Raw genomic sequence first — 23,171 nt, 5'->3', positions numbered from 1 at the left:
CAATGGGTGATATCCAGAAACTCGTGATCGACGGCAAATCCTACGTCCTTCTGAGCGAGGACGATTATGAGGACCTGATCGACGGACTTCAGGCAGACGCCATCATGGCTCGCGTCGATGCCGGAGAGGAGACCTGGCCTTTCGAGGTCGTGCAGGCAAAGGCGAACGGCGAAAATCCTGTTCGGGTCTATCGGCAGTATCGGAAGATGACGACGACCGAACTTGCGGCCGCGGCCGGCATTTCCCAGCCTTATCTGTCCGACATCGAAACCGGCAAGAAACCCGGTTCCGTTGCGGTCCTCCTGCGCATCGCCAGGGCGCTCAAGGTCGATCTGGATGATCTCGTTTTCGAGGTCGAGCCGGACTGAGGAGGAGCGGTGAGGGCGCTGGCTTACCCCCCTCTGTCCTGCCGGACATCTCCCCCGCAAGGGGGGAGATCGACGTGCGGCAAGGCTTCGCGGAACGCTAACGCTGGAGAGGTGTGAGACTGTCACCCCACGCCAATCTCCCCCCTTGTGGGGGAGATGCCCGGCAGGGCAGAGGGGGGTAGCCCCCTGCCTCAACGCCATCCGAACACTCAACGCCCCCGCAAGCCTCATCTCAGTACGGCGCCTCGCATGTGCCCATGCCGACATAGACCGTCTTCAGCTCGGAATAATGCTCGAGTGCCGCCAGCGAATTCTCGCGGCCGAAGCCGGATTGCTTGGAGCCGCCGAAGGGGATTTCCACCGGGCAGAGATTGTAGGTGTTGATCCACAGCGTGCCGGCGTCGAGCTGGTCGATCACGCGGTGCGCGCGGGTGATGTCGGCGGTGAAGACGCCGGCCGAAAGGCCGAATTCGGTGGCGTTGGCCCGCGCAATCACCTCATCCTCGGCCTCGAAATCCAGCACGCACATCACCGGGCCGAAAATCTCCTCCCGCGCGATGGTCATGCCGTCGGTCACGTTGGCAAAGACGGTCGGCTGGATGTAGAAGCCGTCGCTGGCCACATCGTTGGGGATCGCCCCGCCGGTGACGAGCGTTGCGCCCTCGGCCTTGCCGGCCTCGATATAGCCGAGCACCTTGTCGCGCTGCGCCTTAGAGACCATCGGCCCGAGCTGTGTGGCCTCGTCCATGGGATCGCCGATGGCGATGGCTTCCGTGCGCGCCTTCAGGCGCTCAAGGAACGTCGCCTTGACGGCCTTGTGCACGAAGACGCGCGTACCGTTCGAGCAGACCTGGCCGGTGGAGTAGAAATTGCCGAGCATGGCGCCGGAGATCGCGCCGTCGATATCGGCATCCTCGAAGACGACGATCGGCGACTTGCCGCCGAGCTCCATCGTCACATGCTTGAGGTGCCCCGCCGCGGCGGCCGCCACCTTGCGGCCCGTCGGCACCGAGCCGGTAAGCGAGACCTTGGCGACATCGGGGTGGTTGACGAGCAGCGGCCCGGTCTCGCGGTCGCCCTGGATGACGTTGTAGAGCCCCTTCGGCGCACCGGCCTCGATCAGGATTTCGGCGATCTTGAGCGCCCCGAGCGGCGTCATTTCCGAGGGCTTGAAGACCATGGCATTGCCGGCGGCAAGCGCCGGCGCACCCTTCCAGCAGGCGATCTGCTGCGGATAGTTCCAGGCGCCGATGCCCACGCACACGCCAAGCGGCACCCGCTTGGTATAGGCAAAATCGCCGCCGAGCGGGATATAGCTGCCGTTGAGACCCGCCGCGATCACGCCGCCGAAGAATTCGAAACTGTCGGCGCCCGAGGTCGGGTCGGCGACGATCGTCTCCTGGATCGGCTTGCCGGTGTCGAGCGTCTCAAGCTCGGAAAGCTCGCGGTTGCGCGCCCGCATGATCTCGGCCGTCTTCTTCAGCACGCGCCCGCGCGCGGTGGGGCTGAGCGCCGCCCATTCCTTCTGGGCGCGCTTGGCGGAAGTGATTGCCTGTTCCACGATGGCAGGCGTCGCAGCGTGGAGCTTCGCGATCACTTCGCCCGTGGCGGGGTAGACGCTCTCGAAGGGCGTGCCGGCCGTGTCTTCCACATAGGCGCCGTCGATGAAGTGCGAGGCTTTGGGTTGGGCTCTCATGGTCTCATTCTCCCCGCGGGTAGCGTTTGGTGTTCTCGAGAGTGTCGAGGTTCATGTGGTTGCGCATGTAGCGTTCGGATGCCTTTTGCAGCGGCTGGTGATCCCAGGGATAATAGGCGCCGTTGCGCAGCGCCTCGTAGACCACCCAGCGCCGCGCCTGGCTCTCGCGCACGGCGGCGTCGAAGGCGGCCATGTCCCAGCGCGCCTCCCGCATCTGTCTGAAGGCTTCCAGCGTCGCGCGAATGACAGGGTCGGTGGTTTCAGCGAGATTGGTGAGTTCGCGGGGGTCGGCCTGGAGGTCGTAGAGTTGTTCCGGGTCGAGCTCGCAGTGGATGTATTTCCACTTGCCCTCCCGGATGCCGACGAGCGGCGCATAGGAGGCCTCCGCCGCATATTCCATCAGCACGGGCGTGGTGCGCGCAGCCCCGTCGATGACCGGCAGCAGGCTTTCCCCATCCGTCCAAGGCAGGATTTCTTCCATCGAAATGCCGGCGAGATCGCAGAGCGTTGGCGTGACATCGAGATTGGAGGTCGGCGCCAGATGCAGGCCGGGCGTGACGCCGGGGCCGGCCACCATCAGCGGCACGCGGGCCGAGCCCTCGAAGAAGTTCATCTTGAACCACAGGCCCCGCTCGCCCAGCATGTCGCCATGGTCGGAGCAGAACAGGATCAGCGTGTCCTCAAGCATGCGCGTGCGGGTCAGCACATCGACGAGCGAGCCGACCTTCTCGTCCAGATAGGAAATGTTGGCGAAATAGGCCCGACGCGAGCGGCGCACGTTCTCGTCCGTGATGTCGAAGGACGCATAGTCGCAGGATTTCAGGATACGCTGCGAATGCGGATCCTGCTCGGCGAGCATGCCGACCTCCGGCATCAGGTACGGGCAGTCCTCATAGAGATCCCAGAACCTCTTGCGCGCCACATAGGGGTCGTGCGGGTGGGTGAAGGAGACGGTGAGGCACCAGGGGCGGCGGCCGGCATCGTCGTTTTCACGGGCGAGATGATAGAGCTTCTGCTCGGCGAGGAAGGCCACCTCGTCGTCATACTCCATCTGGTTGGTGATCTCGGCGATACCCGCGCCCGTCACCGATCCCATATTGTGATACCACCAGTCGATCCGCTCGCCGGGCTTGCGATAGTCCGGCGTCCAGCCGAAGTCGGCGGGGTAGATATCGGTCGTCAGCCGCTCCTCGAAACCGTGCAATTGGTCGGGCCCCACGAAATGCATCTTGCCCGACAGCGCCGTGTAATAGCCGGCCCGGCGCAGGTGGTGCGCGAAGGTCGGGATCGAGGAGACGTATTCGGCGGCGTTGTCATAGACCCGCGTGCGGCTCGGCAGTTGCCCCGCCATGAAGGAGGCGCGGGCCGGCGCGCAGAGCGGCGAGGACGTATAGTTGTTGGCAAACCGTGCCGAGCGGGCCGCCAGCGCCTTCATGTGCGGCGCATGCAGGAAGTCGGCCGGACCGTCCGGAAAGAAGGTGCCGTTGAGCTGGTCGACCATGAGGATGAGAATGTTGGGGCGATCCGTCTTCGGCTCGGTCATGCCTGTGTCTCCTGAGAGGTGCGCCCCGCATGCTGCTGGGCAAGCTCGGCGCTGACATAGTCCTCGACGAGGGCCTGCGAGGCCGCGATGCTGATCGGGGCCGATTTCAGACCTTGCCGCAGATAGAGCCCGTCGATCATCGCAGCCACGCCCTCGGCAATCCGGGCTGCGTCATCGCGGCCGGCAAGGTGTTTCAGGCTGGCCAGAAGATTGGAACGCAGCCGCCGCGCATAGGTGAAAAGCAGGCGGCGCACCGCTTCGGAGCGCTGCGCCTCCGAATAGAAGGCAAGCCAGGCGGCGACCGTTTCCGGCGCGAACTGGTGCGCCTGGAAATTGACGCGGATGACGGCGGAAACCCGTGCGCGTGGCGTTCCGGCAGCCTTGAGCGCGGCCACCGCATCGGTGCGCAACTGGCGCAGCAGGGAACGGATCGTCTCGATCAGCAACTGCTCCTTCGAGCCGAAATAATGATGCGCGAGCGCGGGTGAAACCCCGGCATGCCGGGCGATTTCCGCCATCGGCACGGCAAGCGAGCCGTTCTCGCCGATCGCCCTCAGCGCGGCATCCACAAGCGCCTTCCTGCGCACCGGCTCCATCCCGACCTTCGGCATCGCTTCCTTCCGCGGCAGACAGCCATCTCCTGCACTGACGATCGTCAGATTATTTTTAATTGATCGATCAATCAACAAAAATCTTGGCCGCCAGCGGGCGTGGCGGATCAGGCCGGCCAGGCGAGGGCGCATGGTTAAGGCAATGCTTCGAAATCATCATAAGATATTGGGAAATATACAAATTCACAAAACCTTCACATTGAGGAAAGGTTTTGTTGAGGCACGCCGCGCTAATCGTGGACCATCGCAAAAGCCCGGAGTGTCAGATGCTGGCGACAAGCGAAATGCGGCTGCAACGGCGAACCGTGGGCGACGAGCAGATCGTCTCGCTGGCACGGCTTGCCATCGATACGGCGTTCCAGCCCATTGTCGAGACCTGCACGGGCGCCGTCTTCGGCTACGAATCCCTCATGCGCGGCTTCGACCGGCTGGGCTTTGACAATCCCGTGGCGCTTCTCGACCGCGCTGCCGCCGTCAATCAGTTGCTTCCGCTCGAAGTGATGATCAACAGCCGCGCCATCGCCAAGTTCGCCGCGCTGCCGTCCTTCGAGACCCGCACGCTGTTCATCAACTTCGATCCCAGGCTCATCCCCTCCGGCCGCTGGCTGACCGACGAGCTGCTGCGGTATCTGGATCGCGCCCGCATTCCGGCCTCTTCCCTCTGCTTCGAGATTTCCGAGCGGGTTGATACGGCCGTCGTGCCGGAGCTGACCGAGGTGTTGCAGGCCATTCAGCTGGCCGGCTTCAAGATCGCCATCGATGATTTCGGCTCGGGCTGCAACGGCCTGCGCGCGCTCTGCGACTATCCCGTCGATTACGTCAAGATCGACCGCCACTTCATCGCCGGCATCGACCAGAGCCCGCGCCGCCGCCAGATCGTCAAGCACACGCTTGCCATGGCGCATGTTCTCGGCATCCGCGTGGTGGCCGAAGGGGTCGAGACGGAAGCAGAATTCATGACCTGCCGCGACCTTGGCTGCGATCTCGTGCAGGGCTATTACGTTGCCCGCCCCACCACGAGCCGCGACGATCTCCACGCCACCTATCCGCATGTGGAGCGTGCCGGTCTGAGGCGCGTCGCTTCCGGCACGCTGGACAGCATGCTGATCCGCCGCCAGATCGAGCATGTCGAGCCCGTGTCGGAGCAGGCCGATCTCGAAGCCGTCTTCGATTATTTCCGCGCCAATCCCGAGCGACGCTTCTTCCCCGTCGTCAATGCCAGCCACGAGCCGCGCGGTATCCTGAGCGAGCAGCAGTTGAAGACGCTGAGCTATCATCCCTTCGGCCGCGACCTCATGAAAAACAAGGTCTACCAGCGCGGCATCGCTCACTACGTCTCCAAGGCGCCGATCGTCGACATCCGCATGCCGGCCGAACAGATGCTGGCCATGTTTGCCGATATCGACGGCGCCGAATGCGTGATCCTCACCGAAAACATGCGCTACACCGGCATCCTGTCGGCCGCCTCGCTCCTGAAGATCATCAACGAGAAGCAGTTGCAGATGGCCCAGGACCAGAACCCGCTGACGGGCCTGCCGGGCAATCGCGCCATTCGCGATTACCTTGAGGACGTCGCCCTTGACAGCAGCGGCGACCGCTACCTCTGCTACTGCGACTTCGACAATTTCAAACCCTTCAACGATGCCTATGGGTTCCAGTCGGGTGATCTCGCCATCACGCTGTTTGCCGGTTTCATGAAGCGGCATTTCGTCGGCGAGACTGTCTTCCTCGGCCATATCGGCGGGGATGACTTCTTCATCGGCCTGCGCAACGTGCCGCGGGCAGGGGCATTCGAGGCGCTGGAAGCGCTGATGGACGATTTCCGCACGGAGGTGCGCCAGCTCTACAGCCACGACGATCGCGCGCGGGGCATGATCGAGGGCCACGACCGGCAGGGCATCAGCCGTCTGTTTCCGCTGATGCGTTGCTCGGTGGCGGTGCTGGCGGTCGGAAACGGCATGCTGGTGCCCGACGTCAACCTCGTCAGCAACCGCATCGCGGTTCTCAAGGCCGAGGCCAAGGAAAGCGAAGGCGGCCTGGCCTTCGGCGATTTCCGCTGAGGCCTCAGGCGGCGCCTCTGCCTGCCCGGAAAAAGGGCAGGCGGCCGTGCCGAAATGAGAGGGCCGCGTGAAATTTCTTCAGCATGTTTCCAGGAAACCCCGGTCGGCACAGTCCTTGGTGCGAGGACTGGGTCAGTGGAGGCTGACTGGCATTCGACACCGGCTGCCCGGCACTCTATAAAGCCCGCACCGATGCCGGAGACCTGCCGATGACAAGCCTGCCGAAGACCATGCGCCACATCGCGTTCGACGCGCCCGGCGATGCAGACGTGATGCGGCTTGTCGAGGGGCCCGTGCCGGAGCCCGGCCCCGGCGAAATCCTCATCCGCGTGCGCGCCGCCGGCGTCAATCGTCCCGATGTCTTCCAGCGCCAGGGCGATTATCCGCCGCCGCCCGGCGCCAGCCCCATTCTCGGTCTCGAAGTGGCCGGCGAGGTCGCCGCCCTCGGCACGGGGGTCAAGGATATCGCCATCGGCGAAAAGGTCACGGCGCTGTCGAATGGCGGCGGCTATGCGCAATACACGGTCGTTCCGGTCGGGCAGGCGTTGTCCTTTCCGAAGGGCTTCGATGCCGTTCGCGCCGCTGCCCTGCCGGAAACCTTCTTCACCGTCTGGGCCAATCTCTTCGACATGGCCGCGCTGAAGGCCGGCGAAACCGTGCTGGTCCACGGCGGCACCAGCGGCATCGGCACCACGGCGATCCAGCTGGCGAAGGCGCTCGGCGCCCGCGTGCTGGCCACCGCCGGCAGCCCCGACAAATGCGCCGCCTGCGAGCGCCTTGGCGCGAGCCGCGCCATCAACTACCGCACCGAGGACTTCCGCGAGGCGGCACTGGAGCAAACCGGCGGACGTGGCGTGGACGTGATCCTCGACATGGTCGGCGCGCCCTATTTCGACAGCAACATCGCGACGCTCGCAAAGGACGGCCGCCTTTCCATCATCGCCTTCCTCGGCGGCCACCGCGTCGAGGCTGCCTCGCTGATGCCGATCATGACGAAGCGCCTGCGCGTCTTCGGCTCCACCATGCGCCCGCGCACCGCCGAGGAGAAACGAGCGATCCGCGATCAGCTCGCCCGCACCGCATGGCCGCTGCTCTCCTCCGGCGCCATCGCCCCCCTCATCCATGCCACCTTCCCGCTGGAACAGGCGGCCGATGCCCACCGGCTGATGGAAAGCAGCGATCATATCGGCAAGATCGTTCTCACGGTTGGCTGACGAACGGTGACAGGCGCACGACAGAATAATCCGTGCCCGCCGTCTTGTAATTGTCATGAAACGGCGTACCTTCTTCTCATCGTCAACGAATTGAGAGGAGGTGATCCAATGTCGAGTGAGATTTCGGTTCTCGTGAACGGCTTGGAAGAGGTGATTTCGTCGGGGCAGTCCCTGACCTGACACCAACCTCCTGCGGGCATCGGCAGCGCGCCGGATGTCCGGGTCCAATCGAGACCAAAGCTCATGGGGGGTCGCCACGTGCGGCCCCTTTTGCTTTTCCGGGGTTACGGCGTCAAATCCCGATGCGCCCGATGCCGGGAAGCTTGAGGGCAGGGCGCATGACGTCGATGCCGGCGACGAGGCCGAGGACATGCACCTCGAAGCCCGAGCGGGCGCCGGCCGAAATTCCCAGCAGCCCGTTCACTGTCAGATGCAGGTCGCGCCCGTCGGCATCGACCGAGAAAAGCTTTCCATCCGGCAGATAGTCGCGCCCCACCGCATCCGGCGGCAGCACCACGCCGAGATCCGGCACCGCGCGCAGCACATGCGCGACGAAGGTGTTGGAGTTCGGCCCCGGCCAGATGCGGTAGCCGCCGGGCTTCGAATAGGGATAGCGCGCGATCGCCGCCTCGACCTGGGGTATCAGGCGCGCCGCCTCCGGCCCGGTCATGGCGAGCACGGTACGCGGCGCATTCGAATACCAGCGGCCATCGGGCGCATAGCCGTTGCGGCGGATCGGATTGCCCCAGCCGACCTTGTCATAGCGGTTATAGCTGGCCGCGCCCTCTTCCTTCGTCACGATCCAGGCGTGGCTTGCAACCGCGCCCTTGAAGCCCCCGGTGGCGGCGGAAAAGACGTAGATGGCCGCCGGCCGGCTGTCCTCCGCCTCGGGCAGGATCCCCGCCGAACTCCAGTCCGCCTCCCGCCAGCTTCCGGGCCTGTCGCGAACCGTCCAGTAGGCTGCCGAGCCGATCACGGGCAGCAGGTAGATGACGGCAAAGGCCAGCGCGAGACGGCGAATGAGACGCATGAGGATCCTTGTGTGGCGGTGCCTCTTCCGGCACGGGAGCTGCGCGAAGACGGGCCGGTCCGCCTCGCTCCCCCGATCTTCACCAGCCCTTGCGGCCATTTTGCGACCGTGGCCCGAGCCGGTCTCGAAGCCCGCAGCCGATTTCGCGCCCTGCCTCTTGCCCAGCCCGCCGCCGCGCGGCATGAGAGACGGACAGCAACACAGGCATGAAATGGGTGCAGCATGGACAATCCGGTTCTGGTCGAAGTGACGCGCGGCGCGCTGGTGGAAAGCCGCCACCGCGGCATGGTCGTGGCCGTCGATGGCGACGGCAGGACGGTGTTCTCGCTCGGCGAAGTCGATCAGCCAGTCTTCCCGCGCTCCTCCTGCAAGGCTATGCAGGCCCTGCCGCTGATGGAAACGGGCGCGGCCGACGCCTATGGTTTCGGCAACCGGGAGCTTGCGCTCTCCTGCTCCTCCCACAATGGCGAGCCGGAACACGTGGCGCTTGCCGACGCCATGCTGAAGGCCGCCGGCCTCGACCAGACGTCGCTCGAATGCGGCGCCCACTGGTCCTTCGACCAGAAGAGCCTGATCGGCCAGGCCCGCACGCTGGAAAAGCCGACGGCGCTTCACAACAACTGCTCCGGCAAGCATTCGGGCTTCGTCTGCGCGGTCTGCCACGATGGCGGCACGGTGGAAGGATATGTCGGCTACGACCATCCGCTGCAAAAGGAGATCCGCGGCACGATGGAAAGCCTGACGGGCGCCATTCTCGCCCACGACAATTGCGGCACCGACGGCTGCTCGATCCCGACCTATGCCGTGCCGCTGAAGGGCCTCGCCCACGGCTTTGCGAAAATGGCGACCGGCGCCGGCCTCGGCCCCGAACGCGCCAAGGCCTCCCGCCGCCTGATCGAGGCCTGCATGGCCGAACCCTTCTATGTCGCCGGCACGAAACGCGCCTGCACCGCCCTCATGCAGGCCGCCCCCGGCCGCATCTTCGCCAAGACCGGCGCCGAAGGCGTCTTCGTCGCCGTCATTCCGGAACAGGGCATCGCGATCGCGCTGAAATGCGAGGACGGCGCCACCCGCGCCGCCGAATCCATGGTCGCCGCCACGCTCGCCCGCTTCTTCGCCGATGACGCCGAGGTTCAGGCCAAGCTCGCCGCAATGGCCAGCTACGAGATGCGCAACTGGAACGGCATGCATGTCGGCGATGTCAGGGTGACGGCGGCGCTCGCATAGGCCGCCCTGACCTTCAGGCCCGGACGACCGCCGCATCCGCACGGAGGCTCGTGACGCCGTCGAGGCGTTAGCGATCAAGGCCCTGTGCCGTATGAAAGCGGCAGATCGCCGAGCCGCCGCGCGTCCATGGCGGCAAGGTCGGGATGCGCGAGCGGATCGTGCCGCCAGGAGAAGCGGTTGGTGTCACCGCATGCGCCAGACCGTCCGCCACCCTCCAGATGCCGCAGGACGCTCTTGATGACGGTGTTCGCAACGATCCAGATTTTCTTGAACATGGCCTGCTCCTGCTGTCGCGTTGGAGACGAGAACGCCTGTGATATGTAGGGAATTTGCGCCTGATCGCAGGCTCCGGCAATTGAGTTTGTCTGCGACAGACTATAGAAAATCTATATGAAGTCGCTCAATCGCATTCACCTGAACGGCCTGCGTGCCGTGGAAAGCGTCCATCGCCTCGGTTCCCTGCAGGCGGCCGCCACGGAGCTTGGCGTCACGGTCGGCGCCGTGAGCCAGCAGGTGATCCGCACGGAGGCGCAGCTGGGGCGGCCGCTTTTTGCCCGCACCGCGCGCGGGCTTCTGCCGCTTGCCGATGCCGGCCCGTTTTTTGCCGCCCTTTCTGCGGGCTTCGGCTCTCTGGAGCGGGCCGTGGCGCTGTCGCAGCCGCCCGACGAGACGCGGCTCACCGTCTCCGTCGCCCCGGTCTTTGCCGCCCGCTGGCTGGTGCCGCGCCTCGACAGCCTTGCTGCCCGCCATCCCGAGATCACGCTGCGCATCGACGCCACCGGGGCGCTGGTCGATCTTGCCGCCTCCGATGTCGATCTCGGCATCCGTGTCGGGCGCGGCGACTGGCCGGGCGTCGTCAGCGAGCCGCTGCTGGCGCAGAAGGTCTTTCCGGTCTGCGCCCCCGCGCTCGCCGCCGGCCTTCGCGCGCCGTCCGACCTTCTCGCCCTTCCTGTGCTCATCGACGGGCAGGCCATGTTTTCCTGGGATGTCTGGCTGAAGGCGGCGGGTCTCGAGGCTGGCTGTATCCGCGCGCGCCACGTCTTCAACGAGGCTTCGCTGTGTCTCGATGCGGCTATCGCAGGGCAGGGGGTCTTTCTCGCCTGGCAGACGCTCGCCGGAGACGCGCTCGCCGCCGGCCGCCTCGTCGCGCCCCTGCCCATCACCGCCGAAACCGGCTTCGGCCACTTCCTCGTCCAGGCTCCCGGCCGCCGCGAAACCCGCACCATCAAGGCCTTCAAGCGCTGGCTGCGCGACGCGCTGGAGGAAAGCGTCAAGGCCCTGCCGATCGGCTGAACATCACGCAGGGGGAAAGGCCATCGGCGTCAAACGCAAACGACAGTCTCGTCATCATCGATCATTCGCAATTGCTACCGAAAGACAAGCTTGATAAGCGGGATCGAAGAAACGTGACGGGACAATGCCATGCGCGAGCAGACCATGCCGGCTATGCAGGATCTGATGTGGACGCGTCTGTCCAACATCGGCGCCATACCATGCCTGCACGACGACCGGCGCACGGATCGGCGTGTCGTCCGCCCCGCCGGATGCTTCCGCGCCCGCCATGGCGAGCGGCGGGAGCGCGTGGACATGCCCGTAAACCGTGTGGTTTCCCGAAAAAGGTGGCCGTCGCTCCGCCCTGATCTCGCGCGGCTGGACAATCAAGGGGTAGCCGTGCTTCAAAAAATCAACCGGCAGCAGCGAAGTCTCGGCAAGCGCTTCGGCCGCTATCGCCTGCCGTCGTGAGAGCAGACATGCGCATTGTTACCTTTGTCAGCCGGGATTATGTCGATTTGCTCCGCCTTTGGCTGGACGTCTCATCGGCCCACATGCCTGTCCAGCCTGCTGTCATTGCCATGGACGAGCCGGCCTTTGCGGAGGCATCGGCCGATCCGCGATGCCGGCCGGTCCTTGCGCCGCCGGCGGTGGGTCCGGTCGCAAACCGCGGTCTCTTCTGGATTCGCCGGCTGACGCTTCTTCTGGACGAAATGCTGGGCACGGATGGTCTGGTCGTCCATTCCGATCTGGATGCCTTCTGGCTGAAGGACATCGCCAGCCTTCTCGCTGAACGGCCATTCGACCTGGCGTTCTCGATGGACTACGGCCATCCCGCCGATATCGGCGCGCAATGGGGATTCACGCTCTGTCCCGGCCTCTTTGCCGCGCGCGGCGGGGCCCGGCTGTCGGCCTTCGCGCAGCGATGGCTGGCGGAGACGCGGCGCTACACGGACGACCAGAACGCCATCAATTACCTCCTGCGCGACCTCGATATTGCGTGGCGCCCGCACACAATCGGCGGCCACGAAGGCGCCATCGGCGAAATCGAGATCGAAGGCCGGCGGCTGACCGTTCTCGCCCTGTCGCGCTCCCTGTGCGACCGGGTTCTGCCCCTCGAGGATGATCGGGGGCTGATGGTCGCCCATCCCTTCTTCGACGGTCGTTTCCGGGCCGCCACCGTGCAGTTGCTCGCGCGTCTGGCGGCGTCTCGCGGCTTGCCGGAAGCCTCTCGCCCGGCATTCCGGGGTGACGAACGACCGTCCCTGCGCCGGAACCTTCTTCTGCGCGCGGGCTTCGCGGCCACCGACCAAGCCCGTCTCACGGCCCAGGAACTCCATTATTTCGCGGGGCTGGAGGCAATCCATGGCAATGCCGGGAAGGCGGCGTCCCTTTTCGAGGCGGCCCTCGCCAAGGGGGCGGATCCGGCTGCCGTGGGGGTCGATTCCCACATGACGTTTCATCACCTGGGACGAAAGGCTGAGGCGCGCGCAGCGCTCGCGGCTGCGCTGACGGCACGCCAGCCCTCGCGTCTGCTGCGTCGCCTCGGCGCAAATGCGCGGACCATCGGCGCCCCGTCACTCGCCGCGCGCGCCATGCTGCAGATCGTGTTCCTGTCCATCGGCGATCCCCGGAGGATCGCCCGGCGTCTGGCCCGTGTCGCCCGTCGCCACGCCGTCTGATCCCGGCAGCCGCCACCCTTACCCGAGTTCGGCCGTCCGCCTTGCCATCATCTCGCGATAGGCGGGGCGCGACTGGCAGCGGGCAAGCCAGTCTTTGAGCGCCGGCGCGCCGTCGAAGAGGGCGGCGCGGCGCTGGGCGTAGCGCAGCACTTCGGCAAGGTTGAGGTCCGCCGCCGTGAAGCGGTCGCCGACGAGGTAGGGGCTATCGACGAGGTGCCGGTCGATGACGCCGAAGGCGGGGAAGAGGGCCGATTCCGCCCGCGCGATCGTCTCCATGCCCGCTTCGCTTGTCTCCTCGCCCCGGTCGTAGGTGAGCACGATCGCGACGCTGTGCGGCTCCACAGCCGTTGCGGCAAACAGCGTCCAGTTCAGCATCTGCGCCTCTTCCATGAGATCGGCGGGGGCAAGCGGCCCGCCATGCTTGCGGGCGAGATACAGCGGGATCGCCAGCGATTCCGTCATCAGCAGATCGCCATCGAGCAGCGCCGGGATCTGCCCCATGGGGTTGATGGCGAGGTAAGCGGGCGATCGCGTGTTGAGTGGCGTTTCCGCGGCCTCCGGCGCCTCGCCGGCCGGAAGTCGCCGCGCCTGGATCACCGGCACGCTCTCGAAGGCAATGTCGAGTTCAAGCGCCATCCAGTAGGCGCGTGAGGCGCGGGAGGCGTAGACGCCGTAAAGCGTGGTCATGGGCTTATCCTCTTGCTTGGGCTTTGCCTGGGTGCCGGTCCTCGGCTTCCGGCCCGAGACGGAAAATAGAGCGCCGTCGCTTCGCCGCACAGGCTTGAGCCAGAAGGATGGCATGAAAAGACGGGATGGCAGAGCATCAGACGCAAGGCCCGGCCAGGCTCACCCCCGCCGGTTGCCGGTCACCGTCAACATGGGCAGGCTCTCCGCCCCGTCGATGAGTTCGCCGGTCGCCGCCTCGTTCCAGCGATAGCCGCGGATGGCGGCGTCCCGGCCGGAGAGGATGTTGCTGGCGATAAGCGCCGCACCGACGCCCTCGACGACCGAAACGGCAATCGCCGTGCCGGCCTCCCGCACCACGTTTCCGGTCACCGCCAGATCTCGCTGGAACGGCCCCCAGCCGAGCATGATGCCCCACTTCGGCGCCCCTTCGATCACATTGCCGGTCACGGCCGTATCCGCCTCGACGGCAATGCCGATGCCGAAGCCCGCACCCTCGTGCAGATAGGGGCCACGCGTCGTCAGATTGCGGATCACATTGCCGGCGACGGTGGCGAGCCGGCCGCCCTCGTCGAGGTTGACGACGAGAATGCCGTTCGCCGCGCCGTCGATCTGATTGTCGGCGATGACGGCGCCGGTGAAGGAAAACTCGCTGTAGATGGCGGTCTCGCCGCTCCGAAGGCACTGATTGGCGGAGATGATGACGCCCGAGCCCCCGTTGGAGCGGATGGCGGACAAGGCGCAGTCGCTGACATGGTTGCCGGTGATGTTCACCTGGTGTGCCTGATAGACATTGATGCCATTGCCGTTCTGCCCGGTGCCGCCGTCGGTCGCGGCGATGCGCGCCACCCGGTTGCCGCTGATCAGCGTGCCGTCGTCGCCGTGCGCGAAGCGATGCACGAGGATGCCGCCATTGCCGCAATCGCTGACCGTGTTGCCCGTGATGGAAAGGCCGGTGCTGTCGACCGCGTAGATCCCGGCGCCGCCGGACCGGGTGATGGTGTTGGCGTCGATCCGCCCGCCCGAGCTTTCCAGCGCCAGCCCGTGCCCGGATCCCCCCTCGATGCTGCAACCGGAAATCTGTGCCGTCCTGACGCCTGTCAGGCGCACCACGCCTTTGGCGGCGACGCCCTCTGCCCGGATGGAAAGCCCGGCAAGCGTCATCCGCTTGACCCCTTCGGCCTGGATGGCCGGCCCGTCTCCGGCTGCGACGATGCGGCTTGCCTCGCCCGCACCCGTGAGGATGGCCCCGTCGGGAAGGCCAAGCCGCCGCACGCGGTAGAGGCCGGGAGGCAGGTAGACCGGTTCGCCGCGCCGGACCGCGGCACGCAGAAGCGCCTCGATCGCCGGTCCCTGATCCTCGCTGGAAGCAGGGCGAATGCCGGCCGCGCCCGCATCGAGCCCGCCCCGCAGGCCATTCGGCGTCTGTGCCTGGCCGCGCAAAGGGCTCGCCAGCCCGGCGACGGACAAGCCGAGAAGACATTTCAGTGCCTGACGCCGCAGCAGTCTGGCGGCTTGATGATCGCGCATGGATCGGATTTCTCTACGGAGGGTTCAGTCATGGGTAACACATTCTCGCTATCGTCGACGTCAACGTCAACGAAAGTCGCCGGCCTGGGACATGCGGCACCGTTTCCCGGAATGGATGTAAAATGGGACCGCTTATGACGAAGAAACCGGTGAAGCACTCGCCCACCCGGTCTGCCTCTCCGCAGGCCGAGCGCGCGCCGGCCGTCGACCCGGCGGAAAAGGCGCAGCTCGGCACCGTTCGCCAGCAGTTGCTCGAAACGATGCTGGACCAGTTTCCGGACTACATTTTCGCCAAGGACCGTCAGGGCCGCATTCTCTACGGCAACCGCGTGACCATCGAGGATGCCGGCGGCGGACGCCCGGAAAACATCATCGGCAAGACCGATCCCGAGCTGTTTCCCGGCACCGTCTCCGACATGATCTTCGCGCTCGAACAGGATCTGATGGAGCGCGGCATCAGCAGTCTCGACAGCGAAGAGCCCGCCATCGTGCACAAGGGCAAGGCCCGCTGGCTGACCGTTTCGCGCGCCCCGATCCGCGCGCCCGACGGCGAGGTGGTGGGCCTTGTCGGCATCGCCCGCGACATCACCACCCGCAAGCGTGCGGAACGCCAGTTGCTGGGGCAGGCGACCCTTCTCGAGATGGTCGCCAAGGGCGGGTCGCTGGATGCGATGTTTACCGCCCTCTTCGACTTTTTCAGCGAGCATTGCCCGACATTCATTCCCTCGGTCCTCTTTCTGTCGCCGGATGGCCAGCACCTGGTCGTGGGCCCGCATGCGGGACTGCATCCCGACTATGTCCGTTCGATCGATGGCGTGGAGATCGGTCCGAAGGTCGGCAGTTGCGGCACGGCGGCCTATTGTGGCGAGCCGATCTTCGTGGCGGATGCGCTGACCGATCCGCTGTGGGAGGAGTTTCGCTTCCTGCCGCTGACTTTCGGTTTCCGGGCCTGCTGGTCCATGCCCATGCGCTCGCATCATGGCGAGGTGCTGGGCACCTTCGCGCTGTATTCGCCTTCCGCCGGCCTGCCCGATCGTCGGCAGGTCGAGCTCATGACCTTTGCGGCAAACCTCGCGGGTATGGCGCTGATGCGCAAGCGGACCGAGGACAAGATCCGCCATATGGCGATGCACGATCCCCTGACGGGGCTCGCCAACCGCCAGTTCTTCGACGACCGTATCGGCAGCGTGCTGGAACAGGCTGCGGCCAATGGCACGATGGTGGCCTGTGCCTTCCTCGACATCGACAATTTCAAGATGATCAACGACAGCCTCGGCCACAAGGCGGGGGACGTGCTGCTGCGCACCATCGCAAGCCGCGCTCAGGCGCGCCTGCACGCCAATGACCTCGTGGTCCGGCTTGGTGGCGACGAGTTCATCATCGTTCTGACCGATCTCCATGGAGAGCCGGGGGCTGCTGCTGTCAGGCTGGAGGCGATCCGGGTGGCCATGTCCGCGCCCGTCACGCTCGAAGGCCGGACGCTTCAGGTCACCTGCAGTATGGGTGTTGCCTGCTATCCCCAACACGGCCACACCGCAGACGAACTGCTCGCCAATGCCGACGTCGCCATGTACCGCGCCAAGGAAAGGGGCCGCAACAATCTCCAGCTCTTCACGCAGGAGATCGATGCGCGCACCCTGACGCGCCTGTCGCGGCGCGAAGAGCTGCGCAAGGCGCTCGAAACAGACCAGTTGTTCCTTGAGTACCAGCCACAGATTTGCCTGGAGACCGGTGCCATCAAGGCCGCAGAAGCGCTCGTGCGCTGGCGTCACCCCGAGCACGGGGTCGTGCCGCCCTCCGAATTCATACCGCTGGCCGAGGAGGCAGGGCTGATCTGCGAACTCGGAGAATGGGTGCTGGTGGAGGCCTGCCGCCAGAACAAGGCGTGGCAGTCCGCCGGCCTGCGGCCGATCACGATTGCCGTCAACGTCTCCGCACCGCAATTTGCCGCGCCCGACTGGGTGCTGCGCGTCGCCGAAGTGCTCGGCGAGACGGGTCTCGATGCCTCACACCTCGAGCTGGAACTGACCGAAAGCCTGATCATGCAGGACGTGACGGGCGCCATCGACACCATGTGCGCGCTCGAGGAGCTTGGCGTCCGGCTCGCCATCGACGATTTCGGAACCGGCTATTCCAGCCTCGCGGCCCTGAAACGCTTCCCCGTCGATCGCCTGAAGATTGACCGGTCCTTCATCAGCGACATTCCCGGCGACGCCGATGCCGAGGCGATCGCATCGGCCATCGTATCGCTCGCCCATGCCCTGGAGATCAACGTGATCGCCGAAGGCGTGGAGACAGAAGAGCAACTGGCCTTCCTGCGCCGGATCGGCTGCCAGCAGATCCAGGGATATCTCGTCGGTCGCCCCATGGCCGCCGAGGCCCTGGCCGGGCGCCTTGCCGCCATGCAACAGCAGGGCTGAGCGGAGCCGGCCCAACCGCAGCCCCGGCCCCCGCGATTGCCACTGCCGTGGCCGGTTGCCCGTGTCCGAACTGCCCACACCGCACCGCGCGCGGTGGCAGGCGTGCCTCCTTGCGCCCGGCGGTCAGCCCCGCGAAAGCCAGCCTCGCCAAAGTTCGGCCCAATATGTGGAACAATGGCTGTCGTTGCGCATTCTAACGCCGCGCGTCATTCTCGATGCCCCTGCCACCCGCCCGTCCGGCAGGCCGTGAGTGACGTGTTGGAACCCCTCTGCGGCCGCCCGGCCCGGTGCTCGCTGAAAGCGCCGTCCCGACGGCGCCGGCCGCACCGCACTGCTTATCGGACCCGATGCCCTCATGACCCTGACATCTGAGACTTCCAGGCGGAATTTTCTCCGCCTCTCCGGCCTCGCCGCCGCCTCCCTCGGCCTTGCAGGCTGCGTATCGACGACCACGGAACGCTTTGTCTACGAGACGGCTCCTGTGTTCCGCGACCCCTACGGTCCGCCGCCCGGCTATCGCAGCGATCGCGACGTGATCGGTGGGCGCGAGCTGGAAGGCCGCGTCGGCGACGAGGTTGCCCCCGACACCGGCCTGCCGCCAGCAACCGCGCAATATGCCGGCATCTATGGCCCGATGGTCGATGACGGTTTCCCCATCCCCGCCGTGCCCTATCAGCAGATCGACCCGCGCTTCTACAGGCAGGAAGTTGCCGACCCCTTTGGCGAGCAGCCGGGCACCATCATCGTCGATACCGCCAACCGCTTCCTCTATCTCATCCAGCCCGGCGGCAGCGCCATGCGCTATGGCGTCGGCATTGGCCGCGACGGCTTCGCCTGGTCGGGCCGCGGCGTGATCCAGTGGAAGCAGAAATGGCCGCGCTGGACGCCGCCCGACAGCATGATCGCCCGCCAGCCGGAGCTCGCGAAATACTCTGCCGCCAATGGCGGCATGCAGCCGGGCCTCAACAATCCGCTCGGCGCGCGCGCCCTCTACATTTTCCAGAACGGGCAGGATACGCTCTACCGCCTGCATGGCTCGCCCGAATGGCGCTCCATCGGCAAGGCCGTGTCGTCGGGCTGCGTGCGCCTCATCAACCAGGATATCATCGACCTCTACGATCGCGTCCGCGGCAAGGCGCCGATTCTGGTGATCTGAGCGCCGAAAGCGGCACCGAAACCGCGTCCGACCGGCGGGAAACCGCGATCGACGGGAGGGCGCGTCAGACGAGAGGGTGGTCGGGCGCCGATCCCGTTCTAACGGGTCTCGGCTCCCAGAAGCTCCGCCATGACGGCGATGTCAGCCTGCTTGAGCGGCTTCTGGAAGAAGCTGCGCACGAAACGATATTTCAGGGCGCGCTGCCGGTCGGCGTCGAGATGAGAGCTCGTGAGCATGGCCACGACGGGTGCGTGGACGTGGAACTCCCTGGCATAGTGGTCGAGGAACTCGAAGCCGTTCATGATCGGCATGTTGATGTCGAGAATGATCGCGCTCGGCGTCTGCGTGCGCAAAAGTTTCAGCGCTTCAGCGCCGTCATAAGCCTTGAGAACCGTGATGCCCGGATCGTAGCGGCTGATCGTGTATTCGCAGATGAACTGGTCGTTCTCATCATCATCGACGACCAGAATGGAACGGATTTTCATCGTCCTGTCGTGCCTCCCATCCGTTGTCCGGCAGCGCAACCGTGAAGCGGCTGCCTTTCTCGCGCGGCTGATACTCCACGCTACCCCCGATCGCCTCGACGCTCTTCTTGACGATGTAGAGCCCCAGCCCGCTTCCAAAGGCGAGCGCCGGTGCAAGACGGATGAACATCCGGAAGAGATTGACGCGCATGTCTGGGTTGATGCCGACGCCGTTGTCGTCGATCGTGACCAGCACCATCGAACCCGCACGCGCCGCACTTACCCTCACGGTCGATCGCACCTCGTCACGATCGCGATACTTGATCGCATTCGACAGCAGGTTGCCGATCACCACGCGTACTCTCGAAGGCTTGTTGATGAATGTCAATTCTGGATCGACGTCAACGCCGAATTCAATCGATTGGAAGCCCTCCATATGGTTAAGGTTTTCCAGCGTCTCGCGCACGATGCCTGAGAGCCTGATGGGTTCGTCGTCCTCCGCCACGAGGCGCGCGCGGGTCAGCACCATGATGTTCTGCAAGAGCCCATCCAGCCGGCCGAACGCCGCGTCCATGCGCGCCAGCGTTGCATCCAGCTGGGCCGTCTCGTTGCGTGCCAGCATGTCGCGCGCAATCGCCGTCATGCCGATGGCCGAGGCGATCGGCGCCCTCAGGTCGTGCGAGGTGCGGTAGGCGAATTCCTCGAGCTCGGCATTGGCCGCCAGCAGCGCCCGCTCGCTCGCCCGTCTCTCGGAGATGTCGCGCAGCGTGCCGCTGTAGATGGTGCCGCTGGAAAGGTCGATGCGCACCACCGACGCATCGATCGGCACCAGACTGCCGTCCTTGCGCCGGCCTTCCACCTCGCGGCCGAGACCGATGACCTTGGCTATACCGGTCGTCTCGTAATTGCGCAGATAGGTGTCGTGCGCGCGGCCATGCGTCTCTGGCATCAGCATGGCGACGTTCTGGCCCACCATCTCCTCTTCCTGGTAGCCAAACAGCCGCGTGCAGGCCGGGTTGACGCTGAGTATGACGCCGCGGTTGTTGATCACCACGATGCTGTCGGTTGCGGCATCCACCACCGCCGACAGCCGGTTCTGGTGCTCGCGCAGCGACCGGGCGATCCGCCGGTTCTGGCGCGATGTCTGGAAGACGTAGACGAGCAGGATGGCAAAGACGAGCCCCGAGACGATGACGAGGGCGGAGAGGGCGAAGCGCCTGTCGGCCCCTTCGTGCTCGAGACCGGGCGGGAGGATGTAGAGGCTTTCGATGTTCAAAAGCTCGAAATAGGTGAAGAGCAGCAGGATCAGATAGGTGCAGATGATCATCAGCCCGCCCAGAACCGAGCGGTAGATGCCGAGCCGCGGCGAGCCGTAAAAAACAAAGGCGAGGCTGAGGGACACGAAGGAGAACGCCGTCGGCAGCGCCATCCGCGTGCCTACCATCCAGTCATGCGCCGAATTCAGCGAGATGAGGTAGCCGATGAAGGCGGCAGCCGAGATGTTGAAGCTCGCAAAGCCGAGAACCGTCTGGAACCAGTCACTGTGGCCGCGCACGGCGCGGACCAGCAGCATCAACGTGACGAAGATGAAGCACAGGGCGGTATTGGGCGCGATCCGGCCGCTGACGTCCGGCAGGCCTGCAAAGGTGCGCGACACCAGCATCCTGTCGATGCCGAGATCAACCCCCACCAGATGCTGGACCATGGCGGCCATGCCGAAGGCGAGGACGACGGCCAGGAGAGGAATGGCGGCGCGCCGGCGTCCCTTCAGGATCAGACAGGCGCACAGGCCAAGCACCAGAATGCCGGCCGCGGCATTTGCCGTCATCGAAAACAGGAAGGACATGTCGGTGCCAAGCCGGTCGGGTGCAAACGCCCATAGGCCGAGCGACACCGCGCCGATCAGGAAGCATATCCCCCCGGCTATCAGCCCCAGTCGCCTCCAGGCGTCGTCGTAAGCCAAACGCGTCCTCCCCGCGCGCGCCACCCGACCATTCGCGTGTGGTCGTTAGAGATGCGGTTTTCGCTTGCCCCGCCGGATTGTTGCCTCACGCAGACGGCGCTGGCAAGCGATCACACAGCTTGTCGACAGGTGAGGTGAGGCAAGATCCGCTTCGCACCGGACGGACCCTACAATTGGTGGATCGATGCGTGTTTCAAACCTGCGTGATCGACGTCCGGGGCGATCGGACAAGGAAAACGATCAGGTGATGGAACAGGATTTTCTAATGCGCATTCTCCTGAAAGGGAGGTGCCGTCACGAGCCACGCGGCGCCCGCCCGCATGGATCGGGATAGCCTCACGCCTGGCATCCCGGAAACAACCACATCGAAAGGACCGCGTGTCTGCAGGGTTCGCGACGAAACCGGCAGGCACCGGCAGGGAGGTCCGCACATGCCCATACTGTATCGTACCAGAGCCGTTGCCGAAGGTGGTGGTCGCAGTGGCCGCGCCGCAAGCGAGGATGGCGCGCTCGCCGTCACGCTGGCGGTGCCGCATGAACTGGGCGGGGATGGAGCGGAAGGAACCAATCCCGAACAGCTTTTTGCTGCCGGATACGCCGCCTGTTTCCTGAGCGCCCTGCATCTCGTTGCCGGCCGTGACCGGCAGCCGCTGCCGGATGGAACCGCGGTTACCGCCGATGTCGGCATCGGCCCGCGGCCCGACGGGGCGGGGTTCGCGCTCGAGGTCCGTCTGCATGTCCGCCTGCCGGGCATCGAGCCGGAGAGGGCGCAGCGGCTGACGCGCGCCGCGCACATCGTCTGCCCCTACAGCCACGCGATGCGCACGGCAAGCGAGGTCGAGGTCACGCTCGATTGAGAACGCGCTCTGCTGGGCTGAGCGGCGCGCTAACGGCATCATCCGACAGCTGCACCGTGTTGCGGCCGGCATCCTTCGCGGCATACAGCGCCGCGTCGCAGCGCTTGAGCATGGAATCAAGGCTCTCTTGGCGCGGGTCGCCCACGGCAACGCCGACGCTGATCGTGACCACGTTCCCGTCGGGGCGGTCACAATGCGGGATGGCCAGCGCCTCGATGCGGGCCCGCAGCGCCTCGCCAAAGTGGGTGGCGCTCTCCCGGTCCGCGCCGGGAAGAATGACCAGGAACTCCTCGCCCCCGTAGCGGAACGCTTCGCCGCGCCGGCCAACGGCATCCGACGCCTCTGCTGCCACGCGGCGAATGCACTCGTCGCCCTCCAGATGGCCGTAGACATCGTTGAACAGCTTGAACCGGTCGATGTCGAACAGCAGCACGCCGATCGTCCGGTTCTGATCCTGCGCCCAGTGCGTGGCGCGGTAGATGGTCAGCGAGCGCCTGTTGCGCAGGTTCGTCAGTTCGTCGCTCTCCGAAAGCTGTTCCAGTTCCCGCTGCAGCAGGTCGGCTCTCAGCATTTGCAGGAATGTGAAGCGTTCCTTGTATTCGGTAAAATAGGCGCTGATCGCCAGGAACAGCGCAACCGTCAGGTAAAAGGAGACGATGCCGCTGTAGATGACCGGATCGAAGGCGCCCGACAGGCGCGTTAGCACGAACTGCACCGCCAGCATGACGCCGAGGCCCGCGATGACCGCCGGAAAACCGGGCCGGAGCGCGACGACGAAGAACAGCATGGCCGCGACATTGCCGGACTGGTAGGCAAAGAGATAGGGCCCGGTCGTATGGATCGCGACCCCGAGCGGAAGACCGGCACCGGCCACCGCAATCAGGATCGCCATGAGATCATAGGCAAGCGGCGAGGGGCGACGGCGCAAGAACAGGATGACGCCGATGGCCAGCGGCGTGAAGATGCCGAGACGCGCGACCATCAGCCCCGGAAGCACATCCGCCATCATCGTGCTGTCGCCGACAAACATCGCGTCGTAGATCAGCGTGCCCACCAGCGCCCAGATCCACACGACACGGACCCGTTGGGCGGCAAACTCACGGCGGAAGACCGCTTCCATCGCGGGCGCGAAACGCAAGAGCCGGAAGCCGGCCCGCATCTGACGGTCCACGTCCTGAAGCCGCACGGTGTGCATGTCCGCCCCTCTTGCCCTTCTGCCCGGTGCTTCCTGACCGGCAGGCCGGCAGGCGATGCAATGCCACGGCTGTACCGGCGAGCCACGGCGCGGGGCCGGCACGCTGCAAATCGTGCCGGACGGGCGGGGCTCCCGGTCGCAAGGTTAGAGCCGAATGACTTAAAGGGCTATGAAGATTGGCAAATCCGGACGCGATGCA

Annotated in this window: 20 protein-coding genes; 10 read left to right on the top strand and 10 right to left on the bottom strand. The window is 65.5% G+C overall.

Annotation, left to right across the window (positions count from 1 at the left end; genetic code table 11):
• Positions 1 to 2: 2 nt before the first annotated feature.
• A complete protein-coding gene (locus tag ACED18_RS19970) occupies positions 3 to 368 on the top strand; it encodes a helix-turn-helix domain-containing protein (protein ID WP_377295360.1) in 366 nt (121 codons plus the stop codon).
• 232 nt (positions 369 to 600) lie between these two features.
• Here the strand turns inward: ACED18_RS19970 and betB are convergent, their stop codons facing one another.
• From betB to betI, 3 genes are read right to left on the bottom strand one after another with little or no spacing between them, the layout of a single operon-like run.
• Positions 601 to 2,064: a betaine-aldehyde dehydrogenase gene (gene betB, locus ACED18_RS19965; RefSeq protein WP_377295359.1), complete on the bottom strand. Its 1,464-nt coding sequence runs from the start codon at positions 2,062 to 2,064 to the stop codon at positions 601 to 603.
• Between the two features lie 4 nt (positions 2,065 to 2,068).
• Entirely contained in the window at positions 2,069 to 3,607 is a 1,539-nt protein-coding gene (betC, locus tag ACED18_RS19960) for a choline-sulfatase (RefSeq protein ID WP_377295358.1), read from the bottom strand.
• The gene (gene betI, locus ACED18_RS19955; RefSeq protein WP_377295357.1) at positions 3,604 to 4,218 is read right to left on the bottom strand and encodes a transcriptional regulator BetI; all 615 of its coding nucleotides are present in this window, start codon (positions 4,216 to 4,218) and stop codon (positions 3,604 to 3,606) included. The genes betC and betI overlap by 4 nt, the downstream gene beginning before the upstream one ends.
• A gap of 266 nt (positions 4,219 to 4,484) precedes the next feature.
• Here betI and ACED18_RS19950 point away from each other — a divergent pair, with 266 nt between their 5' ends.
• Both ACED18_RS19950 and ACED18_RS19945 read left to right on the top strand, forming a co-directional pair.
• Positions 4,485 to 6,278: an EAL domain-containing protein gene (locus ACED18_RS19950; protein ID WP_377295356.1), complete on the top strand. Its 1,794-nt coding sequence runs from the start codon at positions 4,485 to 4,487 to the stop codon at positions 6,276 to 6,278.
• A 209-nt stretch (positions 6,279 to 6,487) separates the two neighbouring features.
• The gene (locus ACED18_RS19945; protein WP_377295355.1) at positions 6,488 to 7,492 is read left to right on the top strand and encodes an NAD(P)H-quinone oxidoreductase; all 1,005 of its coding nucleotides are present in this window, start codon (positions 6,488 to 6,490) and stop codon (positions 7,490 to 7,492) included.
• A 292-nt stretch (positions 7,493 to 7,784) separates the two neighbouring features.
• On the opposite strand, the gene ACED18_RS19940 is transcribed toward ACED18_RS19945, so the two are convergent.
• On the bottom strand, positions 7,785 to 8,522 hold the full coding sequence (locus ACED18_RS19940) for a DUF3750 domain-containing protein (RefSeq protein WP_377295354.1): 738 nt from the start codon (positions 8,520 to 8,522) through the stop codon (positions 7,785 to 7,787).
• A gap of 222 nt (positions 8,523 to 8,744) precedes the next feature.
• Between ACED18_RS19940 and ACED18_RS19935 the strand changes: the two genes are divergently transcribed.
• Positions 8,745 to 9,749 (top strand): asparaginase, encoded by a 1,005-nt coding sequence (locus ACED18_RS19935; protein WP_377295353.1) that lies wholly within the window; start codon positions 8,745 to 8,747, stop codon positions 9,747 to 9,749.
• Between the two features lie 74 nt (positions 9,750 to 9,823).
• Here ACED18_RS19935 and ACED18_RS19930 read toward each other — a convergent pair whose 3' ends face one another.
• The gene (locus ACED18_RS19930; RefSeq protein WP_377295352.1) at positions 9,824 to 10,024 is read right to left on the bottom strand and encodes a hypothetical protein; all 201 of its coding nucleotides are present in this window, start codon (positions 10,022 to 10,024) and stop codon (positions 9,824 to 9,826) included.
• Positions 10,025 to 10,139: 115 nt separating this feature from the next.
• Here ACED18_RS19930 and ACED18_RS19925 point away from each other — a divergent pair, with 115 nt between their 5' ends.
• The 3 genes from ACED18_RS19925 (at position 10,140) to ACED18_RS19915 (ending at position 12,703) form a co-directional block, all read left to right on the top strand.
• Positions 10,140 to 11,042 (top strand): LysR substrate-binding domain-containing protein, encoded by a 903-nt coding sequence (locus tag ACED18_RS19925; RefSeq protein ID WP_377295351.1) that lies wholly within the window; start codon positions 10,140 to 10,142, stop codon positions 11,040 to 11,042.
• A 129-nt stretch (positions 11,043 to 11,171) separates the two neighbouring features.
• On the top strand, positions 11,172 to 11,492 hold the full coding sequence (locus tag ACED18_RS19920) for a hypothetical protein (RefSeq protein ID WP_377295350.1): 321 nt from the start codon (positions 11,172 to 11,174) through the stop codon (positions 11,490 to 11,492).
• Positions 11,493 to 11,500: 8 nt separating this feature from the next.
• Positions 11,501 to 12,703, top strand: a complete 1,203-nt coding sequence (locus tag ACED18_RS19915) for a putative nucleotide-diphospho-sugar transferase (RefSeq protein WP_377295349.1) — start codon at positions 11,501 to 11,503, stop codon at positions 12,701 to 12,703.
• A gap of 18 nt (positions 12,704 to 12,721) precedes the next feature.
• Here the strand turns inward: ACED18_RS19915 and ACED18_RS19910 are convergent, their stop codons facing one another.
• Together ACED18_RS19910 and ACED18_RS19905 are read right to left on the bottom strand one after the other, a co-directional pair.
• Positions 12,722 to 13,390, bottom strand: coding sequence for a glutathione S-transferase family protein (locus ACED18_RS19910; protein WP_377295348.1), 669 nt, complete (start codon positions 13,388 to 13,390; stop codon positions 12,722 to 12,724).
• Positions 13,391 to 13,549: 159 nt separating this feature from the next.
• Positions 13,550 to 14,917 carry a TIGR03808 family TAT-translocated repetitive protein gene (locus tag ACED18_RS19905; RefSeq protein ID WP_377295347.1) on the bottom strand — a complete coding sequence of 456 codons (1,368 nt, stop codon included), beginning with the start codon at positions 14,915 to 14,917 and terminating at the stop codon, positions 13,550 to 13,552.
• A 134-nt stretch (positions 14,918 to 15,051) separates the two neighbouring features.
• On the opposite strand from ACED18_RS19905, the gene ACED18_RS19900 reads away from it, so the two are divergent.
• Positions 15,052 to 17,337 (top strand): EAL domain-containing protein, encoded by a 2,286-nt coding sequence (locus ACED18_RS19900; protein WP_377295346.1) that lies wholly within the window; start codon positions 15,052 to 15,054, stop codon positions 17,335 to 17,337.
• Between the two features lie 355 nt (positions 17,338 to 17,692).
• Positions 17,693 to 18,493: a L,D-transpeptidase family protein gene (locus tag ACED18_RS19895; protein ID WP_377295345.1), complete on the top strand. Its 801-nt coding sequence runs from the start codon at positions 17,693 to 17,695 to the stop codon at positions 18,491 to 18,493.
• Positions 18,494 to 18,591: 98 nt separating this feature from the next.
• On the opposite strand, the gene ACED18_RS19890 is transcribed toward ACED18_RS19895, so the two are convergent.
• Both ACED18_RS19890 and ACED18_RS19885 read right to left on the bottom strand, forming a co-directional pair.
• Positions 18,592 to 18,978: a response regulator gene (locus ACED18_RS19890; RefSeq protein WP_377295344.1), complete on the bottom strand. Its 387-nt coding sequence runs from the start codon at positions 18,976 to 18,978 to the stop codon at positions 18,592 to 18,594.
• A complete protein-coding gene (locus tag ACED18_RS19885; RefSeq protein ID WP_377295343.1) occupies positions 18,947 to 20,920 on the bottom strand; it encodes a PAS domain-containing sensor histidine kinase in 1,974 nt (657 codons plus the stop codon). The genes ACED18_RS19890 and ACED18_RS19885 overlap by 32 nt, the downstream gene beginning before the upstream one ends.
• Positions 20,921 to 21,351: 431 nt before the next feature.
• Between ACED18_RS19885 and ACED18_RS19880 the strand changes: the two genes are divergently transcribed.
• Positions 21,352 to 21,777: an organic hydroperoxide resistance protein gene (locus ACED18_RS19880; RefSeq protein WP_377295342.1), complete on the top strand. Its 426-nt coding sequence runs from the start codon at positions 21,352 to 21,354 to the stop codon at positions 21,775 to 21,777.
• On the opposite strand, the gene ACED18_RS19875 is transcribed toward ACED18_RS19880, so the two are convergent.
• Positions 21,764 to 22,972, bottom strand: a complete 1,209-nt coding sequence (locus tag ACED18_RS19875) for a diguanylate cyclase domain-containing protein (protein ID WP_377295341.1) — start codon at positions 22,970 to 22,972, stop codon at positions 21,764 to 21,766. The genes ACED18_RS19880 and ACED18_RS19875 overlap by 14 nt on opposite strands.
• Positions 22,973 to 23,171: the final 199 nt, after the last annotated feature.

The sequence above is a fragment of the Rhizobium sp. SG2393 genome (genome assembly GCF_042610495.1).
Lineage (GTDB): Bacteria > Pseudomonadota > Alphaproteobacteria > Rhizobiales > Rhizobiaceae > RU20A.
This window is presented reverse-complemented; position numbering and strand designations above follow the sequence as displayed.